This window comes from Exiguobacterium sp. H66, assembly GCF_018618705.1.
Taxonomy (GTDB): domain Bacteria; phylum Bacillota; class Bacilli; order Exiguobacteriales; family Exiguobacteriaceae; genus Exiguobacterium_A; species Exiguobacterium_A oxidotolerans.
The window spans coordinates 22,405-44,818 of sequence record NZ_JACSMQ010000012.1 but is presented as its reverse complement, the minus strand read 5'-3'; the positions used below and the strand labels follow the sequence as shown (position 1 = coordinate 44,818).

At 48.1% G+C, this 22,414-nt stretch carries 20 protein-coding genes; 6 read left to right on the top strand and 14 right to left on the bottom strand.

The window, feature by feature from the left end; translation table 11 throughout:
• Nucleotides 1-92: 92 nt before the first annotated feature.
• The 5 genes from KNP88_RS14875 to hflX form a co-directional block, all read right to left on the bottom strand.
• Complete coding sequence (locus KNP88_RS14875) at nt 93-296, bottom strand: (4Fe-4S)-binding protein (RefSeq protein ID WP_214894479.1); 204 nt, start codon at nt 294-296, stop codon at nt 93-95.
• A gap of 405 nt (nt 297-701) precedes the next feature.
• The gene (glnA, locus tag KNP88_RS14870; protein WP_088836751.1) at nt 702-2,048 is read right to left on the bottom strand and encodes a type I glutamate--ammonia ligase; all 1,347 of its coding nucleotides are present in this window, start codon (nt 2,046-2,048) and stop codon (nt 702-704) included.
• A 49-nt stretch (nt 2,049-2,097) separates the two neighbouring features.
• Entirely contained in the window at nt 2,098-2,496 is a 399-nt protein-coding gene (locus KNP88_RS14865; RefSeq protein WP_214845406.1) for a MerR family transcriptional regulator, read from the bottom strand.
• A gap of 139 nt (nt 2,497-2,635) precedes the next feature.
• Entirely contained in the window at nt 2,636-3,913 is a 1,278-nt protein-coding gene (locus tag KNP88_RS14860; RefSeq protein ID WP_214845404.1) for a methionine gamma-lyase family protein, read from the bottom strand.
• Between the two features lie 2 nt (nt 3,914-3,915).
• A complete protein-coding gene (gene hflX / locus KNP88_RS14855; protein ID WP_214845402.1) occupies nt 3,916-5,157 on the bottom strand; it encodes a GTPase HflX in 1,242 nt (413 codons plus the stop codon).
• A gap of 134 nt (nt 5,158-5,291) precedes the next feature.
• On the opposite strand from hflX, the gene KNP88_RS14850 reads away from it, so the two are divergent.
• Nucleotides 5,292-6,266, top strand: coding sequence for a tyrosine-type recombinase/integrase (locus KNP88_RS14850; protein ID WP_214845400.1), 975 nt, complete (start codon nt 5,292-5,294; stop codon nt 6,264-6,266).
• Between the two features lie 138 nt (nt 6,267-6,404).
• On the opposite strand, the gene hfq is transcribed toward KNP88_RS14850, so the two are convergent.
• The 4 genes from hfq to KNP88_RS14830 all read right to left on the bottom strand — a co-directional run bounded on the left by hfq (nt 6,405) and on the right by KNP88_RS14830 (nt 10,011).
• Nucleotides 6,405-6,653 (bottom strand): RNA chaperone Hfq, encoded by a 249-nt coding sequence (gene hfq / locus KNP88_RS14845; protein WP_029333264.1) that lies wholly within the window; start codon nt 6,651-6,653, stop codon nt 6,405-6,407.
• Nucleotides 6,654-6,675: 22 nt separating this feature from the next.
• Nucleotides 6,676-7,629, bottom strand: a complete 954-nt coding sequence (gene miaA / locus KNP88_RS14840; protein ID WP_214845771.1) for a tRNA (adenosine(37)-N6)-dimethylallyltransferase MiaA — start codon at nt 7,627-7,629, stop codon at nt 6,676-6,678.
• Nucleotides 7,630-8,099: 470 nt separating this feature from the next.
• Nucleotides 8,100-9,098, bottom strand: a complete 999-nt coding sequence (locus tag KNP88_RS14835; RefSeq protein ID WP_034801277.1) for an ABC transporter permease — start codon at nt 9,096-9,098, stop codon at nt 8,100-8,102.
• Complete coding sequence (locus tag KNP88_RS14830) at nt 9,091-10,011, bottom strand: ABC transporter ATP-binding protein (protein WP_029333260.1); 921 nt, start codon at nt 10,009-10,011, stop codon at nt 9,091-9,093. The genes KNP88_RS14835 and KNP88_RS14830 overlap by 8 nt, the downstream gene beginning before the upstream one ends.
• Before the next feature lie 126 nt (nt 10,012-10,137).
• On the opposite strand from KNP88_RS14830, the gene KNP88_RS14825 reads away from it, so the two are divergent.
• Nucleotides 10,138-10,902, top strand: coding sequence for an SGNH/GDSL hydrolase family protein (locus KNP88_RS14825; protein ID WP_214845397.1), 765 nt, complete (start codon nt 10,138-10,140; stop codon nt 10,900-10,902).
• A gap of 43 nt (nt 10,903-10,945) precedes the next feature.
• On the opposite strand, the gene KNP88_RS14820 is transcribed toward KNP88_RS14825, so the two are convergent.
• Nucleotides 10,946-11,302 (bottom strand): DoxX family protein, encoded by a 357-nt coding sequence (locus tag KNP88_RS14820; protein WP_214801127.1) that lies wholly within the window; start codon nt 11,300-11,302, stop codon nt 10,946-10,948.
• A gap of 195 nt (nt 11,303-11,497) precedes the next feature.
• On the opposite strand from KNP88_RS14820, the gene KNP88_RS14815 reads away from it, so the two are divergent.
• The gene (locus KNP88_RS14815) at nt 11,498-12,628 is read left to right on the top strand and encodes a S1C family serine protease (RefSeq protein WP_029333256.1); all 1,131 of its coding nucleotides are present in this window, start codon (nt 11,498-11,500) and stop codon (nt 12,626-12,628) included.
• A 77-nt stretch (nt 12,629-12,705) separates the two neighbouring features.
• On the top strand, nt 12,706-13,953 hold the full coding sequence (locus tag KNP88_RS14810; RefSeq protein WP_214894477.1) for a lysine N(6)-hydroxylase/L-ornithine N(5)-oxygenase family protein: 1,248 nt from the start codon (nt 12,706-12,708) through the stop codon (nt 13,951-13,953).
• A 38-nt stretch (nt 13,954-13,991) separates the two neighbouring features.
• Here the strand turns inward: KNP88_RS14810 and KNP88_RS14805 are convergent, their stop codons facing one another.
• Nucleotides 13,992-14,852 carry a DUF4003 family protein gene (locus KNP88_RS14805; RefSeq protein ID WP_214845393.1) on the bottom strand — a complete coding sequence of 287 codons (861 nt, stop codon included), beginning with the start codon at nt 14,850-14,852 and terminating at the stop codon, nt 13,992-13,994.
• A 152-nt stretch (nt 14,853-15,004) separates the two neighbouring features.
• Nucleotides 15,005-16,717, bottom strand: a complete 1,713-nt coding sequence (locus tag KNP88_RS14800; RefSeq protein WP_214845391.1) for an ABC transporter ATP-binding protein — start codon at nt 16,715-16,717, stop codon at nt 15,005-15,007.
• Between the two features lie 202 nt (nt 16,718-16,919).
• Here KNP88_RS14800 and KNP88_RS14795 point away from each other — a divergent pair, with 202 nt between their 5' ends.
• A complete protein-coding gene (locus KNP88_RS14795) occupies nt 16,920-18,356 on the top strand; it encodes a C40 family peptidase (RefSeq protein WP_214894475.1) in 1,437 nt (478 codons plus the stop codon).
• 322 nt (nt 18,357-18,678) lie between these two features.
• Here the strand turns inward: KNP88_RS14795 and KNP88_RS14790 are convergent, their stop codons facing one another.
• Entirely contained in the window at nt 18,679-19,866 is a 1,188-nt protein-coding gene (locus KNP88_RS14790) for a helix-turn-helix domain-containing protein (protein ID WP_214894473.1), read from the bottom strand.
• 122 nt (nt 19,867-19,988) lie between these two features.
• On the opposite strand from KNP88_RS14790, the gene KNP88_RS14785 reads away from it, so the two are divergent.
• Nucleotides 19,989-21,260 carry an MFS transporter gene (locus tag KNP88_RS14785; RefSeq protein ID WP_214894471.1) on the top strand — a complete coding sequence of 424 codons (1,272 nt, stop codon included), beginning with the start codon at nt 19,989-19,991 and terminating at the stop codon, nt 21,258-21,260.
• Nucleotides 21,261-21,279: 19 nt separating this feature from the next.
• On the opposite strand, the gene KNP88_RS14780 is transcribed toward KNP88_RS14785, so the two are convergent.
• Nucleotides 21,280-22,290, bottom strand: a complete 1,011-nt coding sequence (locus KNP88_RS14780) for an LLM class flavin-dependent oxidoreductase (protein WP_214894469.1) — start codon at nt 22,288-22,290, stop codon at nt 21,280-21,282.
• Nucleotides 22,291-22,414 lie beyond the last annotated feature (124 nt).

Below are 22,414 nucleotides of genomic sequence, written 5' to 3'. Positions count from 1 at the left end.
CATTCGATTTTATAATGAGCTGCGGTATCAAAAACGATTAAACGGCTTAAGTCCGCTGGAATTCAGGGCTCAAGCCGTTTAAAAAATTTATATTATTTGACCTGTCTACTTGACGGGGAGCAGTTCACATCAATCACACGCATGACTTCTTCTTCTTCCGCACCGTCCGCTTCAATCCATGGTCGTTTTTTGACATCAAAGACGCTAGGCAGGCTCTTGACGCAGTGACCGGAATGAATGCACACTTCTGAATCAAAGTAGACAGTCACGTCTTTTCCCTCATAGGCTTTCTTCATATGGAACGCCTCCTTAGTATATTTTTCTATTCCCTAAATAAGTGCATGCACCTTTCGAAAATCAAAAAATTAATAAAATCACAAAAATGTAAGCATCCATCAATTTGAATTCTCACAAAAAACGCCCGAAATAAATTCAGACGTTCTCAGGCTGTAGATAAACTCTAATGAAAGGTTTATACCGATATGCTTGCGTGTTGCACTTTCCTGTCTCGTCTCATCTTCAAAACGGCTGCACGACGGTCTAAAAAGCATCTCTCTTCCGTTGACTCCTACGGGAAAAAGTGCGTTTTTAACGCACTGTCAGAGGCAGGCAACGGAAAAGGGAGATGCTTTTATCACTTTATGTTGCTTTGTCCACACGCTAAAAAACGCCCGAAATAAATTCGGACGTTTCCAGTAGACTTAGAACAAGACCATGTACTGATCGCGTTCCCATTCCGTGACTTGTGTCCGGAACATATCCCACTCGATTTCTTTGAGCTCAACGAAGTGTTCCGCGATGTGATCACCGAGTGCGTGCATGACGACGTCATCTGCTTTGAGTACTTCGAGTGCATGGCTGAGTGTTGATGGTAAATCATCGATGCCGTTCGCAACACGTTCTGGTTTGTCCATGACGTAGATGTTACGGTCGATTGGTGCAGGTGCTTGCAAGTTGTTTTTGATTCCGTCAAGACCTGACGCAAGCAATGTCGCAAGTGCAAGGTACGGGTTAGCCGCCGGGTCAACTGAACGAACTTCGATTCGAGTTGAAAGACCACGTGCAGCAGGAACTCGGACGAGCGGTGAACGGTTACGGGCTGACCATGCGACGTAGCAAGGTGCTTCATAACCAGGAACAAGACGTTTGTACGAGTTGACTGTCGGGTTACAGACAGCTGTGAAGGCACGAGCGTGTTTGAGGATACCCGCCGTGAAAGCACGTGCATCGTCAGAGAGTTGCATGTTGCTGTTCTCTTCGTCGAAGAAGACGTTTTCGTTTCCTTTGAAGAGGGACATGTTCGCATGCATCCCTGAACCGTTGACACCGAAGAGCGGTTTCGGCATGAATGTCGCGTGCAAGTTATGTTTCGCAGCAATCGTCTTAACGACGAGTTTAAACGTTTGGATGTTATCGGCAGTCGTAATCGCATCCGCATATTTAAAGTCGATTTCGTGTTGACCCGGTGCGACTTCGTGGTGTGATGCTTCGATTTCAAAGCCCATGTTTTCGAGCTCGATGACGATTTCTTTACGGCAGTTCTCACCGAGATCGACAGGTGCGAGGTCGAAGTATCCACCTTGGTCGTTTAATTCAAGTGTCGGGCGACCGTTTTCATCCTTTTTGAAGAGGAAGAATTCCGGTTCTGGTCCGACGTTGAATGAAGAGAAACCAAGCTCTTCCATTTCTTTAAGTACGCGTTTCAATTGACCACGTGGATCACCTGAGAACGATGTGCCATCTGGATTGTGAATGTCACAAATGAGACGTGCGACTTTACCTGTTCCATCTTCAGTCCATGGGAAGACAACCCATGTGTTTAAGTCTGGGAAGAGATACATATCTGATTCTTCGATCCGGACGAATCCTTCAATCGACGAACCATCGAACATCATCTTATTATCAAGTGCCTTCTCCAATTGACTTACTGGAATTTCAACGTTCTTGATTGTACCGAGGATATCTGTGAATTGTAGACGAATAAACCGTACGTCCTCAGCTTTAGCGATTTTCATAATGTCTTCTCGTGTAATGTTGCGGCGTGTCATGTAACAGTTCCCCTCTCCGATTCTGTTTTTCATATATGGTAACAGGTACTTACTTGAAGAAACGCCCGAGCTCACCTTGGATGAGCGACGTTTTTCCAGGTTGACCTGCTTCCTTCAGTTGATTTTTCAGGAGTTTATACAACTCTCCATCGGATAGTTCCGGACGTGTCTTGACGACCGTCTCCGCAACGCGTTCCCGTTTGACGAGATCATTGTCAAAAATCATTTTAATCCCTGCGATATTCAGTCCCTGATCCAAATATTCCTTGATCGACAGTAAACGATCCACATCGTTGAACGAGTAGAGGCGGCGTTTCGTCTCCGTCCGTTCCGGTTTGATCAGTCCCTGTTCTTCATAGTAACGGATCTGCCGGGCAGATAACGCGGTCAACTCTTGAACGACTCCGATCGGAAACAGTGGCTTGGACTGTCGTGTTACGTCTGCCATGTCGTTCCTCCTTTTTCCTTACTCCATGAGAATAAACCTCTGTGAGGCAAGTTGTCAAGCTATGTCAGGAAAGTTAACACAACTTTCTTACAAGTCAGACAACCTGTCATCAAAGGTCTTTTCACAGTTTGTAATTATTTTAAACCCGCGTTTGCGGAAGCAATTGTTTTTCCATCAAATGGTCGACGGCAGAAACGATGGCGATTTTGACGTGACTAAATGTCAACCCGCCTTGGACGTAAGCCGTATAGGGCGCACGAATCGGTCCGTCTGCCGACAATTCGATTGACGACCCTTGGATGAACGTCCCTGCTGCCATGATGACATCATCCGCATATCCCGGCATATAATCGGGAATCGGTAAGGCATGAGCATTGACCGGTGACGCCGCTTGAATCGCCTGACAAAAAGCAATCATCGGTTCCGGGGCATGGAACGAGACCGATTGAATCAAATCCGTCCGCTCTGCTGCGTAATGCGGTGCCGTGTCGAAACCGAACTGCTCCATCATGCTCGATGTGAACATCGCCCCCATCAATGCCTGACTGACCGTGTGCGGCGCCATGTAGAAGCCTTGATACATGTCTTGGAGCGAGTAGAGCGACGGGCCCGCTTCCGCGCCGATGCCCGGAGTCGTCATCCGGAACGATGCCCGTTCGATCAAGTCTGTCCGTCCGACGAGGTAGCCGCCTGTTTTCGCGAGACCCCCACCCGGATTTTTAATCAGTGAGCCTGCCATCAAGTCAGCCCCGACATGGGTCGGTTCCATCGTCTCGACGAACTCGCCGTAACAGTTGTCAACAAAGACGATGACGTCCGGATGCGCGGCTTTAATCGTCGCAATCGCGTGACCGATTTCTTCGACCGGAAGACTGCGCCGTGTCGCGTAGCCTTTTGACCGCTGAATCCCGATGACTTTCGTCTTGCTTGTGATCCGGGCGAGGACGGCATCGATATCAATCGTCTCCGCCTGTTTCATCTCGACGACATCATAGGTGACACCGAGTTCTTTTAACGAGCCCCGCCCGTCACCCCGGATACCGACGATTTCCTCTAACGTGTCGTACGGTTTACCCGTGATATAAAGCAATTCGTCGCCCGGCAAGAGTAACCCGAACAACGCGATTCCAATCGCATGGGTCCCACTGATGATTTGCGCGCGACAAAGTCCGGCTTCTGCACCGAAGACGTCGGCATAAATCCGTTCGAGCGTATCGCGCCCTTCATCGTTATAGCCGTAACCTGTCGACGGCATGAAGTGAAAATCGCTGACTTTGTGTTTCCGGAACGCGTTCAAGACGCGAAACTGATTGTATTCCGCAATCTCTTGCGTTCGTTTGATCCCGGGAGCGATTCGCGTTTCCGCCGTCTCGACGAAGGGGCGAATCGCTTCATAATGCGTTAACTCTGTAAACATGCTTACACCTCGTATTGTTTCAATGTCGAGTAGAGACGCGTGTCTTTACGCAAGTACCCTTTGAGCGTGACCGATCCATCCTCTTCATATTGTTCTTTTAAATTCATCATGACTTCTTTTGCCGGGTTGTAGTGGGCAAACGCCTCGACCGGAATCCGGATTTCGAGATATTCCAAAATCTCACTGATCGACTTTTCGATTTCGAGCGTTAACCGTTCGATATCAGTCGGATCGAGTGCTGAAATCAGCAATTTTCCGCCGGTGAACAAGTCTGTCAACTGGTCTTTTTTATTGAAGACTTCGAGTTGCGGAATATCACCCGCTCCGAGCTCATCGAGGACATCGTTCGTCGTCTGCATCTGATTGAGATAGTGTTCACTCGAAGCATCGATGACATGGATGATTAAATCGGCTTCAAGCACTTCTTCAAGCGTCGAACGGAAGGCAGCAATCAGTTTCGTCGGAAGGTCCTGGATGAAACCAACCGTATCCGTCAACAGGATTTGACCACCTTCCGGTAAATCGAACTGACGTGTCAATGGATCGAGCGTCGCGAACAATTCATTTTTTTCATACGTGTCAGCATGCGTCAAGCGATTGAAAATCGTCGACTTCCCGGCATTCGTATACCCAACGAGCGCGATTTGAAACGTCTGATTTTCTTTGCGGCGTTCCCGGTAACGGGCCCGGTGTGCGACCGACGTCTCAAGCTGTTTCTTGATTTCATCAACACGGCGACGGATATGGCGACGGTCGGTCTCAAGTTTCGATTCACCCGGACCACGTGTCCCGATCCCACCACCAAGACGTGACAGTTGCGTTCCTTGTCCACTGAGACGCGGTAACAAATAACTCATTTGCGCGAGCTCGACTTGAAGTTTCCCTTCCCGTGACTGGGCACGTCCGGCGAAGATATCGAGAATCAACTGTGTCCGGTCAATCAATTTGATTGATTCCGGGTCTTCAAGTGCAATCCGGATGTTCTTCATCTGACCGGGAGTGACTTCTGCATTAAAAATAATTAAATCCGGTTCGAGTTCTTCCGCTAGCGCGACCAGTTCCTCGACCTTCCCTTTTCCGATAAACGTACGCCGATCGACTGCTTGCCGTTTTTGATCAAGTCGTCCAACGACGACCCCGTGCGCAGTCGTGACGAGTGCTTCAAGCTCCGCGACCGATTCTGCATAAATATGGTCTGCCACATCGGGGAGCTGACAACCGACGACAATAACGCGTTCTGACATAAAATCATTCCTTTCAAGATAAAGACATTCTGCGTCCCTAATCATACCACACGCCGCTACACGTCTGAACTTTTTTGGACAGGAAACATTCGTTCGGTTTATGATAATAAAAACGAGGTTGAAGGAGGCGGAACATGGCACGCGAACGACTGGATTATACGTTACCCGAGTTCATCGAACGGTATCTACTGTATTTAACGGTCAGCGGTCGACAAGACTCGACCGTCCGGCGCTACCGTTATGACTTAATCGAGGTTCACCGGTACATGACGGAAGTCGACCAACCGCTCGAGACGATTGATGATTTCAAAGCAATTTCGCTTGATGCCTGGAAGACATTCATCAACGAATACTTGATCGAAGAAAAACTCTATAAACAAGCGACGGTCGCCCGGATCGTCACCGTCATCAATCAACTGAACTATCAAATCCGACAATCAAAAGCAAAACTGATTGAGTATGCCCAACCGACCCATGAGCTCGGTCCACACCATGTCGCATCGCAGGAAGAATATGACCAGTTGATCCGGACGAATCAGTCCGACCGCGGTTTGACCGATCACCAGCTCGTCGCCCGCCCGTACTTGATTGACCGCAATGAATTGATTTTACGGTTGTTCTACCGCTACGGACTACGCGTCCACCACATCATCGGGCTGAAGATGCAAGACCTCAATTTTGCCCAACAAGAGATGCTCGTCCACGACCGGCTCGGGAACACGTACAAACTGCATATCGAGCGCGAGGATCAGGACGTCATGCTCCGTTACTTGAAGACCGTTCCGGAACCCGTCCGTCCACGTTATCATACAACGGACCCGTTTTTCGTCGCCTTCGACTTCGCCCGGATGACGTTCCGCTGGCTCTATAGTAAAAATGCGCCGAAGCAGCTCTCGATCGTCATGATCACGAAAATGATGCGGCAACTCAATGAACGGTCGGATAACAAACGATTGATCACCCCGTCGATGCTCCGTAACAGCTTCATCTTGAAAACGTATTTCGACGAGATGACGACAGAAGACCGCCTGACGAAGACCTGTCTCTATAAAGACGTCTCGTTAAGACGATACGCCGAAGCATTTGACGAATTAAAAGAGTTATTATGACGCGTCGCGACAAAAAGCCAGCCTCTTTTCATCTACCATTCGTCATTCTCCATAAAAAAAGATGAAACGTCACTTCGCAGTGACGTTTCATCTAAATGGATTGCATTTCTTGCAAGACGGCCCCCGCGGCCGTCTTGTTTAACGCGATACTTCTTCCGTTTCCTCTTGTTCGTACAACGTCACGTTACGTGCCGGCGCGAACGTCGAGATGGCATGCTTATAAATCAGTTGTTGTTTTCCTTCTGATTCTAAGATGACCGTGAAGTTATCAAATGATTTGATTAATCCCCGTAATTGATACCCACTGATTAAGAAGACGGTTGTTGGAACCGCATCTTTTCGTAATTGATTTAAAAAATAGTCTTGAATGTTGTATGTCGCTTTCATAAGACCCCGTGCCCCCTCTATTTTATCTGTTTCTGTCTTCAGGCCAGTCCGAGTTAACCGCTTTCAGAAACCCTACTGTTCTATCATAGATAATTTTGAAGTTTTGTTCAAATGAAATCGTTCCCATTTCTACCCAAACGCCATCAAATTGATGACGGAACCAGGTTAACTGCCGTTTTGCGAAGCGTCGCGTGTTACGTTTGAGCTGTTCGACCGCCGGTTCAAGTGGCGCGCCACTCAAAACAGGGACGATTTCCTTGTAGCCGATCGCTTGCATCGCTTTCGTATCGGCGAAGCCGGCGTCAACAAGCTGCCGGACTTCCTCGACGAGTCCCTGCCCCACCATCAAATCGACCCGCTCATTGATTCGGTCATATAAGCGATCCCGGTCGTCCATATGTAAGACGAACAGCAAGCTCTCATATAAGCTCGGTTCACTACCGGACGTTTGTGTCTGTCCACTCTCGGCGACTTCAATCGCCCGGACGACCCGTTGCACATTGTTCGGATGAATTTCCTCTGCCCGATTCGGATCGAGTTGACGCAAACGTTCATGGAGTGCGACTGCGCCTTGCTCCGCTGCAAACTGTTCCAATTCTTGCCGCAATTCTTTATTTTCCGCTTGTGCTGTAAATTGATAGTCATACAAAATCGCCCGGATGTATAAGCCGGTCCCGCCGACGATGATTGGCAATTTCCCTCGCTCTGCAATATCCGCAATCGCCTGACGTGCCAGCGTCTGAAAACGAGCAACGCTCATCTCATCATCCGGATTGACAAGGTCGAGCATATGATGCGCTACACCGTCCATTTCTTCTTCTGTCACTTTCGCTGAACCGATGTCCATTCCTTGATAGACTTGAACGGAGTCACCGGAGATGATTTCACCATTCAAGCGCTTCGCTAATTCTATACCTGTCTTCGTTTTTCCGACCGCAGTCGGACCGACGATGACGATGACTGGTTGTTTCACTATGCATCACCATTCCTACACTGATCATTTTTGATGTCAGTGTACCATAATTCACAATTCTGCCGTAGCCGTTTTAAGACAAAAAAAAGAGCACCTATCCTGAAGAAAAAGGACATGTACCCTACTTGTTACGAAAAAAATATTAGACACGACGAATGAAGTCGTCATAAATTGCGCTGAATACACACCATCCGCAAATCACTAACCCTGTCAACATAATACCCCAATCTGCCATCATAGCCCCTCCTCTTTTATCTGTTATCTACCTTTTTACAATTTGCGACAACTGTAAACCCATTCGAGCATGTTTGACACCAATTAATGGAATCGCTATGATTAAGATACGATTGGTACGTAGCGCGAAAGTTGACCTGCATCGGCTTTCCATTAGAGGCTCTGCCTCTCGATTCCAAGTGACGGGCTTGCCCGTTGCGAAAACCCCCTGTTCCGAATTCGGGACAGGGGTTTTTTTATTAATACATATCTTTTTGCGTAAAGTTCCAAAAGGCGATTCCAAGTGTCGCGACTGTCCAACAGCCAAGGACGGCAAGCGAGAATGGCAACGTCATGCCTTCAATCGGTGGTGCTTGACCATCCAGATAATTGATTAGTCCAAAGTTGACGTTAACGAGGTATTTCGAACTTGTCCAGCTCGAACCGAGTGTCGTCAACAATGTTCCGGAAATCAAGACTGCCATCATGATGCCAATCCCGGTCGCCGTATTCTTGACGAGGACAGAGACCATCAACGCAATCGTTCCGACGACAGCTGTGACAATCCAGGCGAGACCGATTGCCATCAGGAGGTATTCCCACATCGGAATCGTATGCACGAATTCGGTCGAGAACGTCCCGCTCGGCGATGCTTGGAACCCGGTCAAAATCGGGGCGGTCCAGCCATCATACCCGAGGACGATGCCGGAAATCGCGTAACAGACGAACGCGGTCAATGCCATCAGCATGGAGGTATAGAGTAAAACCGTGATCCATTTCGCCATCAAAATTTTCCAGCGCCGGACCGGCCGCGACAGAAGCGTCTTGATCGTTCCGTCGTTTTGCTCCCCGCTGACGATGTCCGCCATGATGACGATGATGAAGAGCGGTAAGATTAACGTTAATCCTTGTGAGAAGAAAATGCGGATGAACGTCGGCGCACCCGGATAGTTCGGATTGATATCATTATCGAGGTAGTATTGATTCTGTTTTAAATCAAATTCTAAAAACTGGCGGAACTCATCTTGAATACTGCTCGAAGCCAGTCGATTCTGTGTATCGACGATATCTTGTTGCAGTTCGACACGCCAATCGAGCGTACCTTGTTTCTTAATTTGTTCTTGAATGTCACGATACTGTGCATACGTAAACATCGACACAAGAACGACTAAAATGATTGCGACGACGGCGAAGCGCTTTTTCGAAGCAATTTTCGTCACTTCGTTGCGGACGAGACCAAGCATGTTCGGATTACGCAATATGATCTCCCCCCGTCAATGTGATGAAGAGATCTTCGAGCGTCTGGACTTTTCGTTCAATCGTCCAGACTTCGACGCCGGCTTCAAACAGCTGTTTGTTGAGTGCCGGTGTCTTACTTGAATCCATCAATGTATGGACGGTATTCGCGTCAACGACTTCAGAGACCTGGACGTCTTCAGACGCGGATAAAATTTCATTCGCTTTGAAGGCATCATCGACCCGCCAGTCGACACCTGGAGCAAGCGACTCGACGAGCTCCTTGACCGTCCCGACTTGAACGATTTTGCCGTAACTCATGATGGCGACCCGGTCAGCGAGCATCTCAATCTCAGCCAGGATGTGGCTCGAGACTAAAACTGATAATCCTGTCTCATCAACGAGCTTCCGAATGAATTGCCGTAAATCACGAATCCCCATCGGATCGAGTCCGTTTGTTGGTTCATCGAGTATCAAAACACTTGGACGACCGAGCAAGGCTTGGGCGATTCCAAGGCGTTGACGCATCCCGAGGGAATACGTCCGGACTTGATCGTCGACCCGCGCCGTCAAGTCGACCAAGTCAATCACTTCTTGAATCCGAGCTTCATCGACATTCGGTAACATCCGGGCGAAGACACGCAAGTTTTCGCGCCCACTCAAGTATTTGTAAAGCTCTGGGTTTTCGACGATCGAGCCGATCCGCTCCATCGCTTGAACAAATTGTTTGCGGACATCAAAATCACAGACCGTGATTTTACCCGACGTCGGTTTAATCAATCCGACGAGCATCCGGATCGTCGTTGTTTTCCCTGCCCCGTTCGGACCGAGAAATCCAAAGACTTCACCTGGGAAGATTTCGAACGAAATGTTATCGATAATCGTTTTCTTTCCAATCACCTTCGTGACCGATTCTAATTTTACAGTTGGATTCACGTTTCTCACCTCTTATGGTCTATTCTAGCGGAATAATGAATGATTTGACTCGTCTAAGCACTTCAAAACCGCACATTTTCTAAAGTTTTGCTACAATCATCGTAACAGTAAAAGGAGGAACGATTCATGAAACGATATGCTTGGCCTTTATTTTTAAGCGTTTCGCTCATCTTGACCGCACTTTTCGGGTACGGATTTGCAAGCGCCTATAACGACGTCGTTAATCCACCAAAACGGGCGGTCTTGACACCAACGAAAGAAGAACCCGTTGCAAAAGGCGGGACTTACGTCGCTTTAGGTGACTCGTTGACACGCGGCGTCGGTGCTTCGAACGGAAACAGTTATGCAGCAATCGTCGGTCAAGAACTTACAAAAGACAACACCGTCGAACGTTTCCAAAATCTCGCCGTCAGCGGAGCCCGGACGGAAGATCTACTGAAGCAACTTGAACAAAAAGAAGTCCTTCGCTCCCTTAGCCAGGCAAAAGTCATTTCGGTGACGATTGGCGGGAATGATTTGTTCAACCGTGGTGAAGGTGTCGCAAACTTTGATGCAAAAAAGACTGCTGATACGATTAAATCAGCTCAAACCAACTTGGAGAAGACCTTTAAAATCCTCCGAGATGAAAATCCGGATGCCGTCATCTTCTACGTCGGACTGTATAATCCTTTCCGTGCCAGTGAAAATGGGGAGGCATTTGACGCAATCGTCCAAAATTGGAATGCCGAGTCGCGTCAACTCGGACTCGAATATGATATTGAAGTCATCGATACGTTTAACCTCGTCCGTGACGTCAAACGCGATCTCTCAAGTGATCAGTTCCACCCGAATGATTCAACGTACGAACAAATTGCGAAAACTTCCCTGCTCGCTGTAAATAAACGTTTTTAATCCAAAGAAAGCCGCCGAATCACATCGACTCGGCGGCTTCATTTCATTTCAGACGTTTGGCTAAGGCGATTAAGACCCATTGCAGCGGCAAACGTGTCCATAACGCCCAGGCCGGCAATTTTTTACCGTTGATGGGTTGTGGATTGACGGCCATGTTGACGTTCGCCGGTAAGACGGCATATAAAAAGCCAGGTAGTGTCTTGCGAACGATATCGACACCTTTACCTGTCAACAACATGAAGCCGTACAAAACTTCGATGATACCCGTCACTTGAACGAAAAACCGCTTAAACGGAATAAAGGACGGCATGATGCTGACAAATCCTTTTTCGTTTCGAAAATGACCGACCCCAGCAAATAATAATCCTCCACCGTACAACAAACGTAAAACATACTTCATGACTTCCATCTCCCCGTTGATATAAGTAAGAACCAAACTCAGTGTAACGGACGAACCCTTTTCGCTCAACTATAAGAAACTGTCGATCAATTGTGGGGAATGATGAGTCATTTTGGAAAAACGTCCGCAATTTCATTTTCAGTTTGGTTATCTGATACAGTAAAAATAGAAATTGATACGGAAGGAATGGTCGATATGGCAGGAAAAACAAAACAACTTTTACCCGGACTGACAGGAGGCATCATCGGTGCCGTTTTGACGGCAACGATCGCCTTTCCACTTTTGATGGATCAAGAACAACAAGTTGCCGATACACCTCTTTCAAACGGGATGCCGAAACAAGTTTCAACGACGTCAAATGACCCTGTGACGAACGCCGTCGCATCCGCCCAAAAATCGGTCGTGACCGTCACGAACTACCAAACCGGTAACAGCATGACGCAAGAAGAAGCGGCGAGCGGATCTGGTTCCGGTGTCATCTATAAAAAAGCAGACGGAAAGGCCTACATCATTACGAACCACCACGTCGTCGACGGTGCCTCGAAACTCGAAGTGACATTAAACGACGGTAACACTTTGAGTGCGAAGTTACTCGGTAGCGACGCAACATACGATCTTGCCGTCCTCGAGGTCGACGCAAAAGACGTTCCCGCTGTCATCACGGTCGGAAAATCGGCTGACTTAAAAGCCGGTCAAACCGTGCTCGCCATCGGAAACCCGCTCGGTGAATTCCAAAACTCCGTCACACGTGGAATCGTCAGTTCAAATGATCGGACGGTCCCTGTCGATACGAACAGCGATGGGCAAGATGACTTCAATACGACCGTCATTCAGACCGATGCAGCCATCAACCCCGGTAACTCTGGTGGTGCCTTAATCAACGAACAAGGTCAGCTCGTTGGAATCAACTCGATGAAGATTGCTGAAACGGGTGTCGAAGGCGTTGGTTTCAGTATCCCAATCGACGATGCACTGCCCATCTTAAAACAGCTTGAAACGACCGGTGAAGTCAAACATCCGACGCTTGGTGTCGCCTTGCAGGACGTTTCCGCCTTCCCGGCCGGTTATTTGCTTGATCAAGTCAAGTTGCCTGAATCCCAAAAAACCGGTGTCGTCATCATGTCAGTTGAACCGAACAGTCCGGCTGCCTCCGCGAAGCTGAAAACAGGTGACGTCATCACGAAAATTAACGGATCGGCGATTGAAAGTTTTGTCGACATCAAAACGGCACTGATTAAATCGGACGGTGACATCACGTTGACGATCATCCGCGATGGTAAAACATCAACCGTTAAAACAACGACGACGACAACCGATCAGTTATAATCTTCCACATCAAGACGTTTCAATTGCCTCCCATATCGGGTATTGTTTTAGAACAATATCTTTGGGGGGCTCTCTTTATGTATGATTTGATCGGCATCGGGATTGGACCGATGAATTTAGGGTTGAGCGCACTCGCTCATCCGACACCATTACGGACACTTTTTTTTGATGAAAGCGAACAATTTTCGTGGCATCCCGGGATGATGATTAAAGACTCGATGATGCAAACGAGTTTCATCTCTGACTTAGTCACACTTGCTGATCCGACGTCTTCTTTTACTTATTTAAACTACTTGCGTTCCATCAATCGTTTGCATACATTTTATTTTTATGAAAAATTATTGATTTCGCGCCAAGAATACAATTCGTATTTGAAATGGGTCGCGACCCAACTCGATGACTTATGCTTTTCGACCCGCGTCATTGATGTTCAGGACACAGGTGATAGCTATGAGGTGCTTGTCGAAGACGTCAAGACGGGTGAACGGAAGACATATGAAACACGTAACGTCGTCATCGGAACAGGGGCTAAACCTTCAATTCCCGATACGTTTGATTCAAGCGTCATTCACAACACACAATATGTCATGGAAAAAGAACAGCTCCTGTCGAAAAATAAAATTTCCATCGTCGGATCGGGTCAAAGTGCAGCAGAAATTTTCCTTGATCTATTGACGAGCGACCGCTCGCCGGATCTCGAACTCGAGTGGATTTCACGTTCGACGATTTTTGAAACGCTTGAGACCGGAAAACTCGGCGAAGAAATCTTTTCACCGAGTTATGTCACGTATTTTAATCAATTACCACTTGAAACACGACAAGAGGCCGTTTCGAAATTCACGCGGTCGCAAAACGGGATCAGTCCGGAAACCTTACAGGCCATTTACGAACACCTCTATGATTTGACGACCGATCAAAAAGACCGCGTCCAGATTCGCGCAAATCTTGAGGTCGAACAAATTACGCACGATACGTCATTTGCAATTAAAATGCATCATACGGAACTCAACCAAGTCCGGACATCGAACACGGATGCCGTTGTCGCAGCAACCGGTTTTGTCCCGGCATTACCGAGCTTCATTGACCGATTGAACATCGAGTTCGAAGGTGATCAGGCTTGGAAAGTCGATGCGAATTACCGTATCGTTCGTTCCATCGCAACAAATCATCAGTTGTACGCGACGACGAACTTAGAGCTTTCGCACGGTCCTGCCGCCGACAATCTAGGGATGTCGGTCTCACGAAATCAATTGATTTTAAATGATGTCGCCGGGAAAGAGTTGTATCCTGTCGAACAGCATGCAACGTTTACGACGTTCGACTGACAAAAAAGTAGCTCGCCATGTATTTGGCGAGCTACTTTTTAGCGTTTTTTCGTCAATTCAAGCGTTTCGAGTACAAGTAAGGTTGATTGCAACCGACTATGCCCCGCCTTAGCCAGTAATAGGTGAAACGCAAGCAACCAGTTGACTTCTTCGGAAAACCGATTCCGCGACCGTTCCCGGTCGACGACCCGTGTCACGTATATCAAGTCGACACGATCAGTCGAACGCACAAGGGCGAGTAGCGGGAAGAGACGTTCAAACATGCGAACTTCCCGTTTTTCAAGCATGTCCACCCAATTTTCAATCCGTTGTTTTTGTTCTGCTTGATTGTTTGACGCAGCAAGGATTTGAGCGGCAATCAATCGTTCGCTTGACGGTCCCATCCATTTACTGAGCCATTCTTCACTCGTCTTCACATCCTCGACGAAGGATGCGAGCAATTGTTTTTGGTCCATCAATGCTGCCGTAACGACGTATTGTTTCGTCACATTCAACCCCGGGCGTTCTGCTCGAAAGTGTTCGACGACCGGCAAAGCGTCCGTACCGCGCTGTCGATTCAAGAGCTCTCCAAGGGCAAAAAACGGGCGGACGGCTTTGTCTTTGATGAAGCGTCGCTTAATGTGCTTTTCAGCTTCAATCACTTGCTCGACTAACTGTTCCGGTCGGTCGCTATAAAGTTGAAGTTGCGAAATCAGCAGTGGCGTATAGCGACTTTGCAGTGCTGAAAAGCGTGTTGTCTTTCGTTTAATGGCATGCGCTAAGCGATCGTAGGCCGCCCGGTCGAACACGACGTCTTGAATCGTATACGATAAGGCAAAAAAGCGGCGGAAGTCGTGGGACGTTTCCTCGCGGAGAATGGCATAGGTCTTATTATAGTTTTCACAAAATAATCCATACATCAAAGCGCCCTCCCTTCGGTTCTGTTTTCCCCTTTTCCTGACAAATCATTCCCGAATCTGACTATACGCGTCGAAGTTCCTCAAAAGAAAAAACCGGGTTCACCTCGTCTTTCAAATGAAAAGACAGCCGGCACCCGGTTTTTAAAGGCATGTCAGACCCGTTGTTTTTCAAGTAACCGGGAGAAATAACCACCATTTTTAATCAATTCGTCATGTGTACCGTCTTCAATGATGCCCTCTTTCGTGACGACGAGAATCCGGTCCGCATTTCGAATCGTCCCGAGACGATGGGCAATGATTAAAGTCGTCCGGTTTTTCGAGAGTTCCGCGAGCGATTCTTGAATAATCGCTTCCGTCTCCGTATCAAGAGCAGATGTCGCTTCATCTAGAATCAATAGCGGCGGATTCTTCAAGAACATCCGGGCAATCGCCAGCCGTTGCTTTTGTCCCCCGGATAATTTCAAGCCCCGCTCCCCAATCTGTGTATCATACCCCTCCGGTAAATCAGCGATCATCTGTCCGAGATGGGCGCGCTCGGCAGCTGCGATGACATCCGTCCGATTCGCCGTTAAATCTCCGTAAGCAATGTTCTCAGCGATCGTCCCTGAAAAGAGAAAGACATCTTGTTGAACGATACCGATTTGTTGGCGGAGCGAAGCTTTTGTCATCTGCCGGACATCGATGCCATCAATCGTAATCGCCCCTTCTAAAACATCGTAAAAGCGAGGGATTAAGGAACAAATCGTCGTTTTCCCGGCACCCGACGTTCCGACGAAGGCAATTGTCTGACCGGGTTCAACGGACAGGTTGATATTTTTTAAAATCAATCGATCGGCTTCGTAGCCGAAACTAACATCTTCGAACTCGATTGCACCATGCAGACGATCGACCGTGATTGCGTCTGGCGCATCCTTCAGCTCATCATCCTGATCAATCATTTCAGCGAATCGCTTAAAACCTGCCATCCCTTTCGGATAAAGTTCGAGAAGTGCCGTGATTTTATCAATCGGTTTCAGCAAAATGTTCATGTAGAGAATGAACCCGACAAGTTCGCCGTAACTAAGGCGGCCGTTGTAACTTAAATAGGCACCGTAGACAAGAACGGCGAGCGTCATCAGCCGCGTCGTCAAGTAAATACCGGACAGACTCGTACTCATGACTTTATAGGCATTGATCTTCGATTGACGGAACGTTGCATTGTCTTGCTCGAACCGTGCAACTTCATGGGCTTCGTTCGTAAACGACTGGACGACACGAATGCCTGAGACGCTATCTTCGACACGGGAGTTGACTTCGGCGATATTGCCGTACATCTTGTCCCACGAACGATTCATCCGGACGTTGGCATAACTAATCAACCAAATCAGGAACGGAACAGCAATGACGGTAACGAGCGCAAGCGGCGCATTAATCGTCAGCATGATTGAGAAGGCACCAAGTAACGTCATCACGGCAATGAAGGCATCTTCCGGTCCGTGGTGAGCCAGTTCCCCGATATCGAACAAGTCATTTGTGATTCGGCTCATGATGTGCCCTGTTTTCGTGTTATCAAAAAAGCGGAACGACTGTTTTTGAACGTGTCCGAATAATTGGCGCCGCATGTCGGTCTCGATGTTGATACCGAGCTTATGTCCGAAGTAATTGACGACGAACTGCATCATCGTACTGATGACATAAAGCAACAGTAGACCGACACTGACTAAGATGATCCAGTTCAGCTCGCCTTCTGGCAACAAAGAATCGATGAACCACTGGACGGCAAGCGGAAACGCGAGCTCGAGTATACCGACGAATAAGGCTGACGAAAAATCGAGCCAAAACAAGCGTTTATGCGGTATGTAGTATTGATAAAATCGTTTTAACATTTGTAAATTCCCCTCCTAGCTAATTCTAGTGTACAAGAAGACTCTAGATTAATCGCGCCTCAAAACACAGATCATTATTTTTGAAAATCAAAGTAAGTTTTTTCATAAAAAATATATTTTAAAAACAGGGGAATTAACATCTCATATGACAAAATGGTAACAACGATTCTATTCGAACCATTTTGGAAGGGAGTTACGCAACTTGAAAAAGACACTTCTCGCTTTGACGACGCTCGCGTTGGTCAGTTCAGCGAGCGCGGTCGAAGCCGCCTCCACAAAGTTAACGTTAACCGAAAATGTCAACATCCGAACTGCTGCCACTACTTCCGCACCCATCATCACGACCTTAAAAAAGGGTACAACGGTAACCGCTGTTAAAAAGTCAGGTTCTTGGTACGAAATTCGTTATCAATCGAAAAAAGCATTCATCACTTCGAGTTATGTGAAAGCAGCTACTGCTGCAAAAACGACGACAGCTAAAACGACGACAACAACGACTTACATAACGAATACAGCTGGTGTCAATGTTCGTGAGAAAGCGAGTACGGCTTCTAAAAAAGTCGGACAACTTACTAAAAATGCAGTCGTGTCCGTCAAAAAGAAAACCGGTTCTTGGTACCAAATCGTCTACAAGAAAAAGACGGCATACGTCCATGCCAGTCTCATCACTGCGAAAAAATCAACCGTCAAAACGACATCGAAACCACCAGTGACGACACCTGTCGCAACAGCCGTTAAAGCCGTCGATACGACCAAACAATATACAGTCAACGCAAGTGGCGGACTGAATGCCCGCTTAGCAGCATCGGCGTCGGCACAAATCTACAAAACGATTCCAAATAAAACGCTCTTGACGGTCACGGGTACGATTGACGCCTGGTATCAAATTAAGCTCGACGGAAAAGTCCTCTACGTCGCCGCGAGTTATGTTGCTGCATCAGCAAAAGAAACACCGCCTGCAACGAATGGCGTCTCGATCAATCCGGTCGACCAAGCCAAAACGTATACCGTCAATGCGCCGTCAGGTTTGAATGTCCGGACGGCACCAACAACCTCCTCACAAGTCTTCACCCAAGTTGCCCACGGTTCGACCGTCCAGGTGATGGGTGAAACGACGGGTTCCGCTGCCGGATGGTACCAAATCAAAATCGGGACAGGTTACTATTATGTCGCGAAAAGCTACATCACGACCGGGACTGTCGCGACGACTCCACCCGTAACACCGCCTCCTGCCTCGACTGTCCCTGCTTCCGGTGTCATGGAACGGGCGATTTCAATCGGTCAACAGTATCTCGGGACACCGTACGTCTGGGGGTCGAGTAGTCCGATCAACGGCGGATTCGATTGCTCGGGTTTTATCAACTACACGTTGAATACGGCCGGTTATAAAGTCGGGCGGACGAACGTCAATGGCTACTGGAACAACGACCTGTACCTCGGTCAGAAGCTGTCGAAATTACGTCAGCCGGTCCGCGGAGATATCATCTTCTTCGAGAATACGTATGCCGCAGGTCCGACCCACATCGGAATCATGTTGAACAATGACCAATTCATCCATGCCAATACACCGTCACTCGGCATCAGTCGCCTGTCGGAAAAGTACTGGACTCAAAAATTACTGGGCTTTAAAGCCCTCTAATGCAACAGGATTGACTAAAAAAGTACTTTCTACCCCTTTTTTCCAGGGGAGACACAATACCCGATTTCCTGCCCTTAGTGAACAGGAGGTCGGGTCTTTTTTGTCTCTGACAGCGTAAGTTTTGCGTTTTTTTCTGCAGGCGTCGCGTGAAGCAAACGCCTCCTTTTTTTCTTTTCGATAGGTATCTTAGATGTGCCGAGTGTTCATCCTCGACTCCTATGGGAAAAGGGAGCGCAATCCTCTCTTCCTGCCGGGTCTTCCCGCCCATGGAAAGCGCGGACGCAAAAATCGTCTGGAGCGACTTTTGCGTCAGCCCTGTTTTTTACGATAATTCCGCTAAGATTTGCTCGATTTCTTGTTTGAATCGTCCCGGTGACAGTTGTTTCGTCATTTCTTCCACTTCTGCCCGACGGTCCACCCCTACCCCGGCGCGCATCGCTAATGCGAGCGCATATAACATCATCGCGTGATCGTATTCACCGCCAACTTGCCATAAATGTGCACCGCGCCAAATGTTAGCGACACCGCTTTCGAGGTCAAACGGGAGTGTCTCTTTTGAGTCCTTCCACAAACACAGATTGACTTCGAAGTATCCGATGTAATGAATGCACGCTTCAATATTGACTTCAACAAGTCGTTCCCGCGCATACCGGACGCCTTCATAATCCTCTCGGTGAACCGCAATCGACCCTTTCGTCAACTCGACAAGAATCCGCTCGAATGCTGTTGCTTCCGTGAACAAAAAGAAATGTTCCAGTAATTCCAGTTCGTGGTCGGCTGCCTCAAAGTCTCCGTCTAGACTTAAGAATAACGCCAGCAACCGGTGATAGTTACTGACGTCACTGTAGACGCCTTTTTCCCGCATATAACGGATGCCTTCCCGTAAAAAGTCAATCGACTGGCTCCAGTTGTCTTCGTTCACACTGACGCGGAGAGCCTGTAACATTTGGTAGTCAAGAAACGTTTCAGGTGCAAGTGGGACGTCCTGATGAATCATCATCGCATCCACCTTTCGGTACGCCTCTTCATAACGGCGCAGGAAAAATAAGAAATAGACTTTCGAGATTTGTACATTCATCTGTTCATCCCGTAATTCAAGCCGCTTGTAAATTTCCTCCGCTAAATCGAAATAATGTAAGCCCTGTTCCGTGTTCGAAAAACGTAATGCGTTTCCATACATCTCATAGATTCGACCTTGCCAGTAAGAATCCATCGCGGGTTCTAAATAGGGTGCAAGCATATCGGCGATCTGTTCTTCCGCATAATAGTCGTTTGTTCGTGCATTGATTTTTTCAATCAGCTGCTTCATTTCGATCGCCCGGGGATCAATCAACAACTCATCGATCGAGACATGCAGACGATATGCGATTGCTTGTAACGCCGGTAAAGACGGCGTCGCCTTACCGTTCTCAATCATACTGAGCATCGATTTCGTCATGATGCCGTCTGCGACATCCGACTGCGTCATTTTTTTCGCTTTCCGTAAACTTTTAATTCGTTGTCCAAGCATGGCCGGCACCTCATTCTACTGATTAAGTTAAATTAAATTTAACTTTTATATTTACAAATATCTCCTGTTCCTCTAGTATAAAGGAAAGTTCAATTTAATTGAACAAAAAAGGAGGAATCATGATGTCGAAAAATTTACAACGGCTCCTGTTCGGTAAGTTTTGTTCGTTGTTCGCAGCGAGTCTCTTTACGTTCGTCGCGGGTTTGACCGTATTACGGGAAACGTCATCCGGGCTGCAATTCGCACTCGTCTTACTCGCCGGGACACTGCCACGGATTCTGTTATCGCCCGTTGCCGGTGTGCTGTCCGACCGCTGGAACCGGAAAAAAATCATCGTCACGACCGAGGCGACGAGCGCCTTCATACTCGCCGGTTTTGCCGGGTACGCCACCCTGTTCCCGGTCCATACGATTCATTACATGATCGTCAGTGCCCTTTTAACGGCTCTTTCGACATTCCTCTCCGTTACCTTGATGAGTTCCTTGCCCCGCTTGCTTGACGATACGGAATTACAGAGTGGTAATTCCCTGATTTCAAGTATCAGTTCCCTTTCGTCGATCGTTGCTCCGATGCTGGCCGGTTTCCTGTTAGCCTTTGCACCGATCCATCTTTTCACCCTCTTACCGCTCAGCTTGTTTTCTCTCGCTGCGCTGTGGAACATGCGCCTGACATTCCGCGTCATCCCCGCCGTAAATGAAGAAAGCCCGCCTTCGTTTTGGGCAGACTTTCAGTCCGGCTACCGTTATTTATTCAAACAACGGGTCCTGACGACACTCATCTTGATGGCACTTGTCTTGAATTTCTTCTTCATCGCCTTAGAAGTCATCTATCCCATCATTTTGCTCGATCGTCTCAACGTTACATCATTTCAGTTCGGAACGATTGAAGCCGCTTTAGGTGTGGGTCTTTTGCTTAGTTCGCTGTTGCTTGCGCTCCCCCGCTTTACGATCAAGCGTCCATTGATGACGTTGTTCCAGTCGGTTGCTTTAGTCGGGTTTCTATTCCTTTCCCCTTTATTACCGTTACTCGGTATCGTTCCGCCGAACTGGACATTTGTTTATTTTCTCATCTTCTCCTTCACGGTAGGGTTCATCATTCTCCGGTCAAATATTCCGATTCAACTGCTCGTCCAACGGCAAACCGATCCGGCTTACTTAGGGCGTGTCATCGGTGTCCTCGAATCACTCGCAATGGGCATTACGCCAATCGGGATGCTGTTATTCGGCCTGTTAAGTGATTACGTCTCGCTCAACCTGATCCTCGCAATCAGTTCATCCGGCTTACTCGTGACGGTCGGGATCGGCTTTTTCCACTTACGCCGTGACGTCCGGGCAGAACGTCTTGCAAAAGATCAGATTCCCGAAACTGAAAAAACGTCCACCTCAGCAAGCTGAGATGAACGTCCTGATTGATTTAAACCGTTGCTTTGACCGCGTCCATAATGAGACGGAGTGATTGTTGTTTCGCTTCTTTGTCGGCAATCATCGAAGCAATCATGACTTCGTCCGTTCCATATGAATCAGCGAGGTCTTGTAATTGACGGGCGACGTCTTCCGGATTTCCGACGATCATCCGTTTCCGGTTTTCGGCAATCCGGAATTGATCCTGGAACGAATACTGGTATGCCGCTGCTTCTTCCGGTGTCGGTGTTCCGGTTGATGAAACCCCTTTTTCGAGTAAGAGCAATGACAGATCAAGACTGGACGCCAACCGTTCTGCTTCTTCCGTCGTTTCGGCACACGTCACGAAAATCGAGACGAGTGTCTGCGGTGTCTCGTTGAATGATGTCGCCATAAAGTTATGACGGTAATAATCTATCACATCTTGTCCGCCCTGTCCGTTGATGAAGTGGGCGAAGGCGAAACCGAATCCGCGTTGTGCTGCATTTAACGCACTGCCACCGCTTGATCCGAGCAACCAGGCTTCCGGTGTCGTGTCGACTTCCGGTGTTGCGACGAGTCCTGCGAAACGGTGATCGGCCGGTGCTCCGTCTGTTAGATAATCAACGAGATCGTCAAGCTGTGCGCCATAGTCCGCGCCGCCGAAGCGAGGCGACGAACCTTCCTGTAAGGCACGTGTCGCTAGCGGCATGCCGCCCGGTGCCCGGCCAAGCCCAAGGTCGATCCGGTTCGGGGCAAGCCCTTCGAGGACACGGAAGTTTTCCGCAACTTTGTAAGGACTATAATGAGGTAACATGACGCCGCCTGAACCAAGACGGATTTGTTTCGTCACCGCTGCCATGTAGGCAATCAAGACTTCCGGGCTCGACCCAGCCAGTGTCTTCGCGAAGTGGTGTTCCGAAACCCACAGGCGTGTGTAGCCAAGTTCATCTGCTGTTTTCGCAAGATCGACTGTTTCTTGTAATGCCTCGGATGGGGTTTGCCCTTTTGAGACAGGAGATTGATCCAATATACTTAATTTCATCGTGTAAAACGCTCCTTTGAAGTGAAATTCATACTTAGACTGTACGCCTCGGAAACGACGGAATGCAATAAAACTGCTTCTTGATTCATTGATGACGTTTTCAATTTTAAATTCAGGGAACATT

Bases quoted from the DNA above. Each gene is read 5' to 3' on its own strand.
- KNP88_RS14780 (WP_214894469.1), bottom strand. From the start codon at position 22,290: ATGAAATTAAGTATATTGGATCAATCTCCTGTCTCAAAAGGGCAAACC.
- KNP88_RS14790 (WP_214894473.1), bottom strand. From the start codon at position 19,866: ATGCTTGGACAACGAATTAAAAGTTTACGGAAAGCGAAAAAAATGACG.
- KNP88_RS14850 (WP_214845400.1), top strand. From the start codon at position 5,292: ATGGCACGCGAACGACTGGATTATACGTTACCCGAGTTCATCGAACGG.
- KNP88_RS14865 (WP_214845406.1), bottom strand. From the start codon at position 2,496: ATGGCAGACGTAACACGACAGTCCAAGCCACTGTTTCCGATCGGAGTC.
- glnA (WP_088836751.1), bottom strand. From the start codon at position 2,048: ATGACACGCCGCAACATTACACGAGAAGACATTATGAAAATCGCTAAA.
- KNP88_RS14820 (WP_214801127.1), bottom strand. From the start codon at position 11,302: ATGAAGTATGTTTTACGTTTGTTGTACGGTGGAGGATTATTATTTGCT.
- hfq (WP_029333264.1), bottom strand. From the start codon at position 6,653: ATGAAAGCGACATACAACATTCAAGACTATTTTTTAAATCAATTACGA.
- KNP88_RS14825 (WP_214845397.1), top strand. From the start codon at position 10,138: ATGAAACGATATGCTTGGCCTTTATTTTTAAGCGTTTCGCTCATCTTG.
- KNP88_RS14810 (WP_214894477.1), top strand. From the start codon at position 12,706: ATGTATGATTTGATCGGCATCGGGATTGGACCGATGAATTTAGGGTTG.
- KNP88_RS14800 (WP_214845391.1), bottom strand. From the start codon at position 16,717: ATGTTAAAACGATTTTATCAATACTACATACCGCATAAACGCTTGTTT.
- hflX (WP_214845402.1), bottom strand. From the start codon at position 5,157: ATGTCAGAACGCGTTATTGTCGTCGGTTGTCAGCTCCCCGATGTGGCA.
- KNP88_RS14860 (WP_214845404.1), bottom strand. From the start codon at position 3,913: ATGTTTACAGAGTTAACGCATTATGAAGCGATTCGCCCCTTCGTCGAG.
- KNP88_RS14785 (WP_214894471.1), top strand. From the start codon at position 19,989: ATGTCGAAAAATTTACAACGGCTCCTGTTCGGTAAGTTTTGTTCGTTG.
- KNP88_RS14805 (WP_214845393.1), bottom strand. From the start codon at position 14,852: ATGTATGGATTATTTTGTGAAAACTATAATAAGACCTATGCCATTCTC.
- KNP88_RS14815 (WP_029333256.1), top strand. From the start codon at position 11,498: ATGGCAGGAAAAACAAAACAACTTTTACCCGGACTGACAGGAGGCATC.
- KNP88_RS14875 (WP_214894479.1), bottom strand. From the start codon at position 296: ATGAAGAAAGCCTATGAGGGAAAAGACGTGACTGTCTACTTTGATTCA.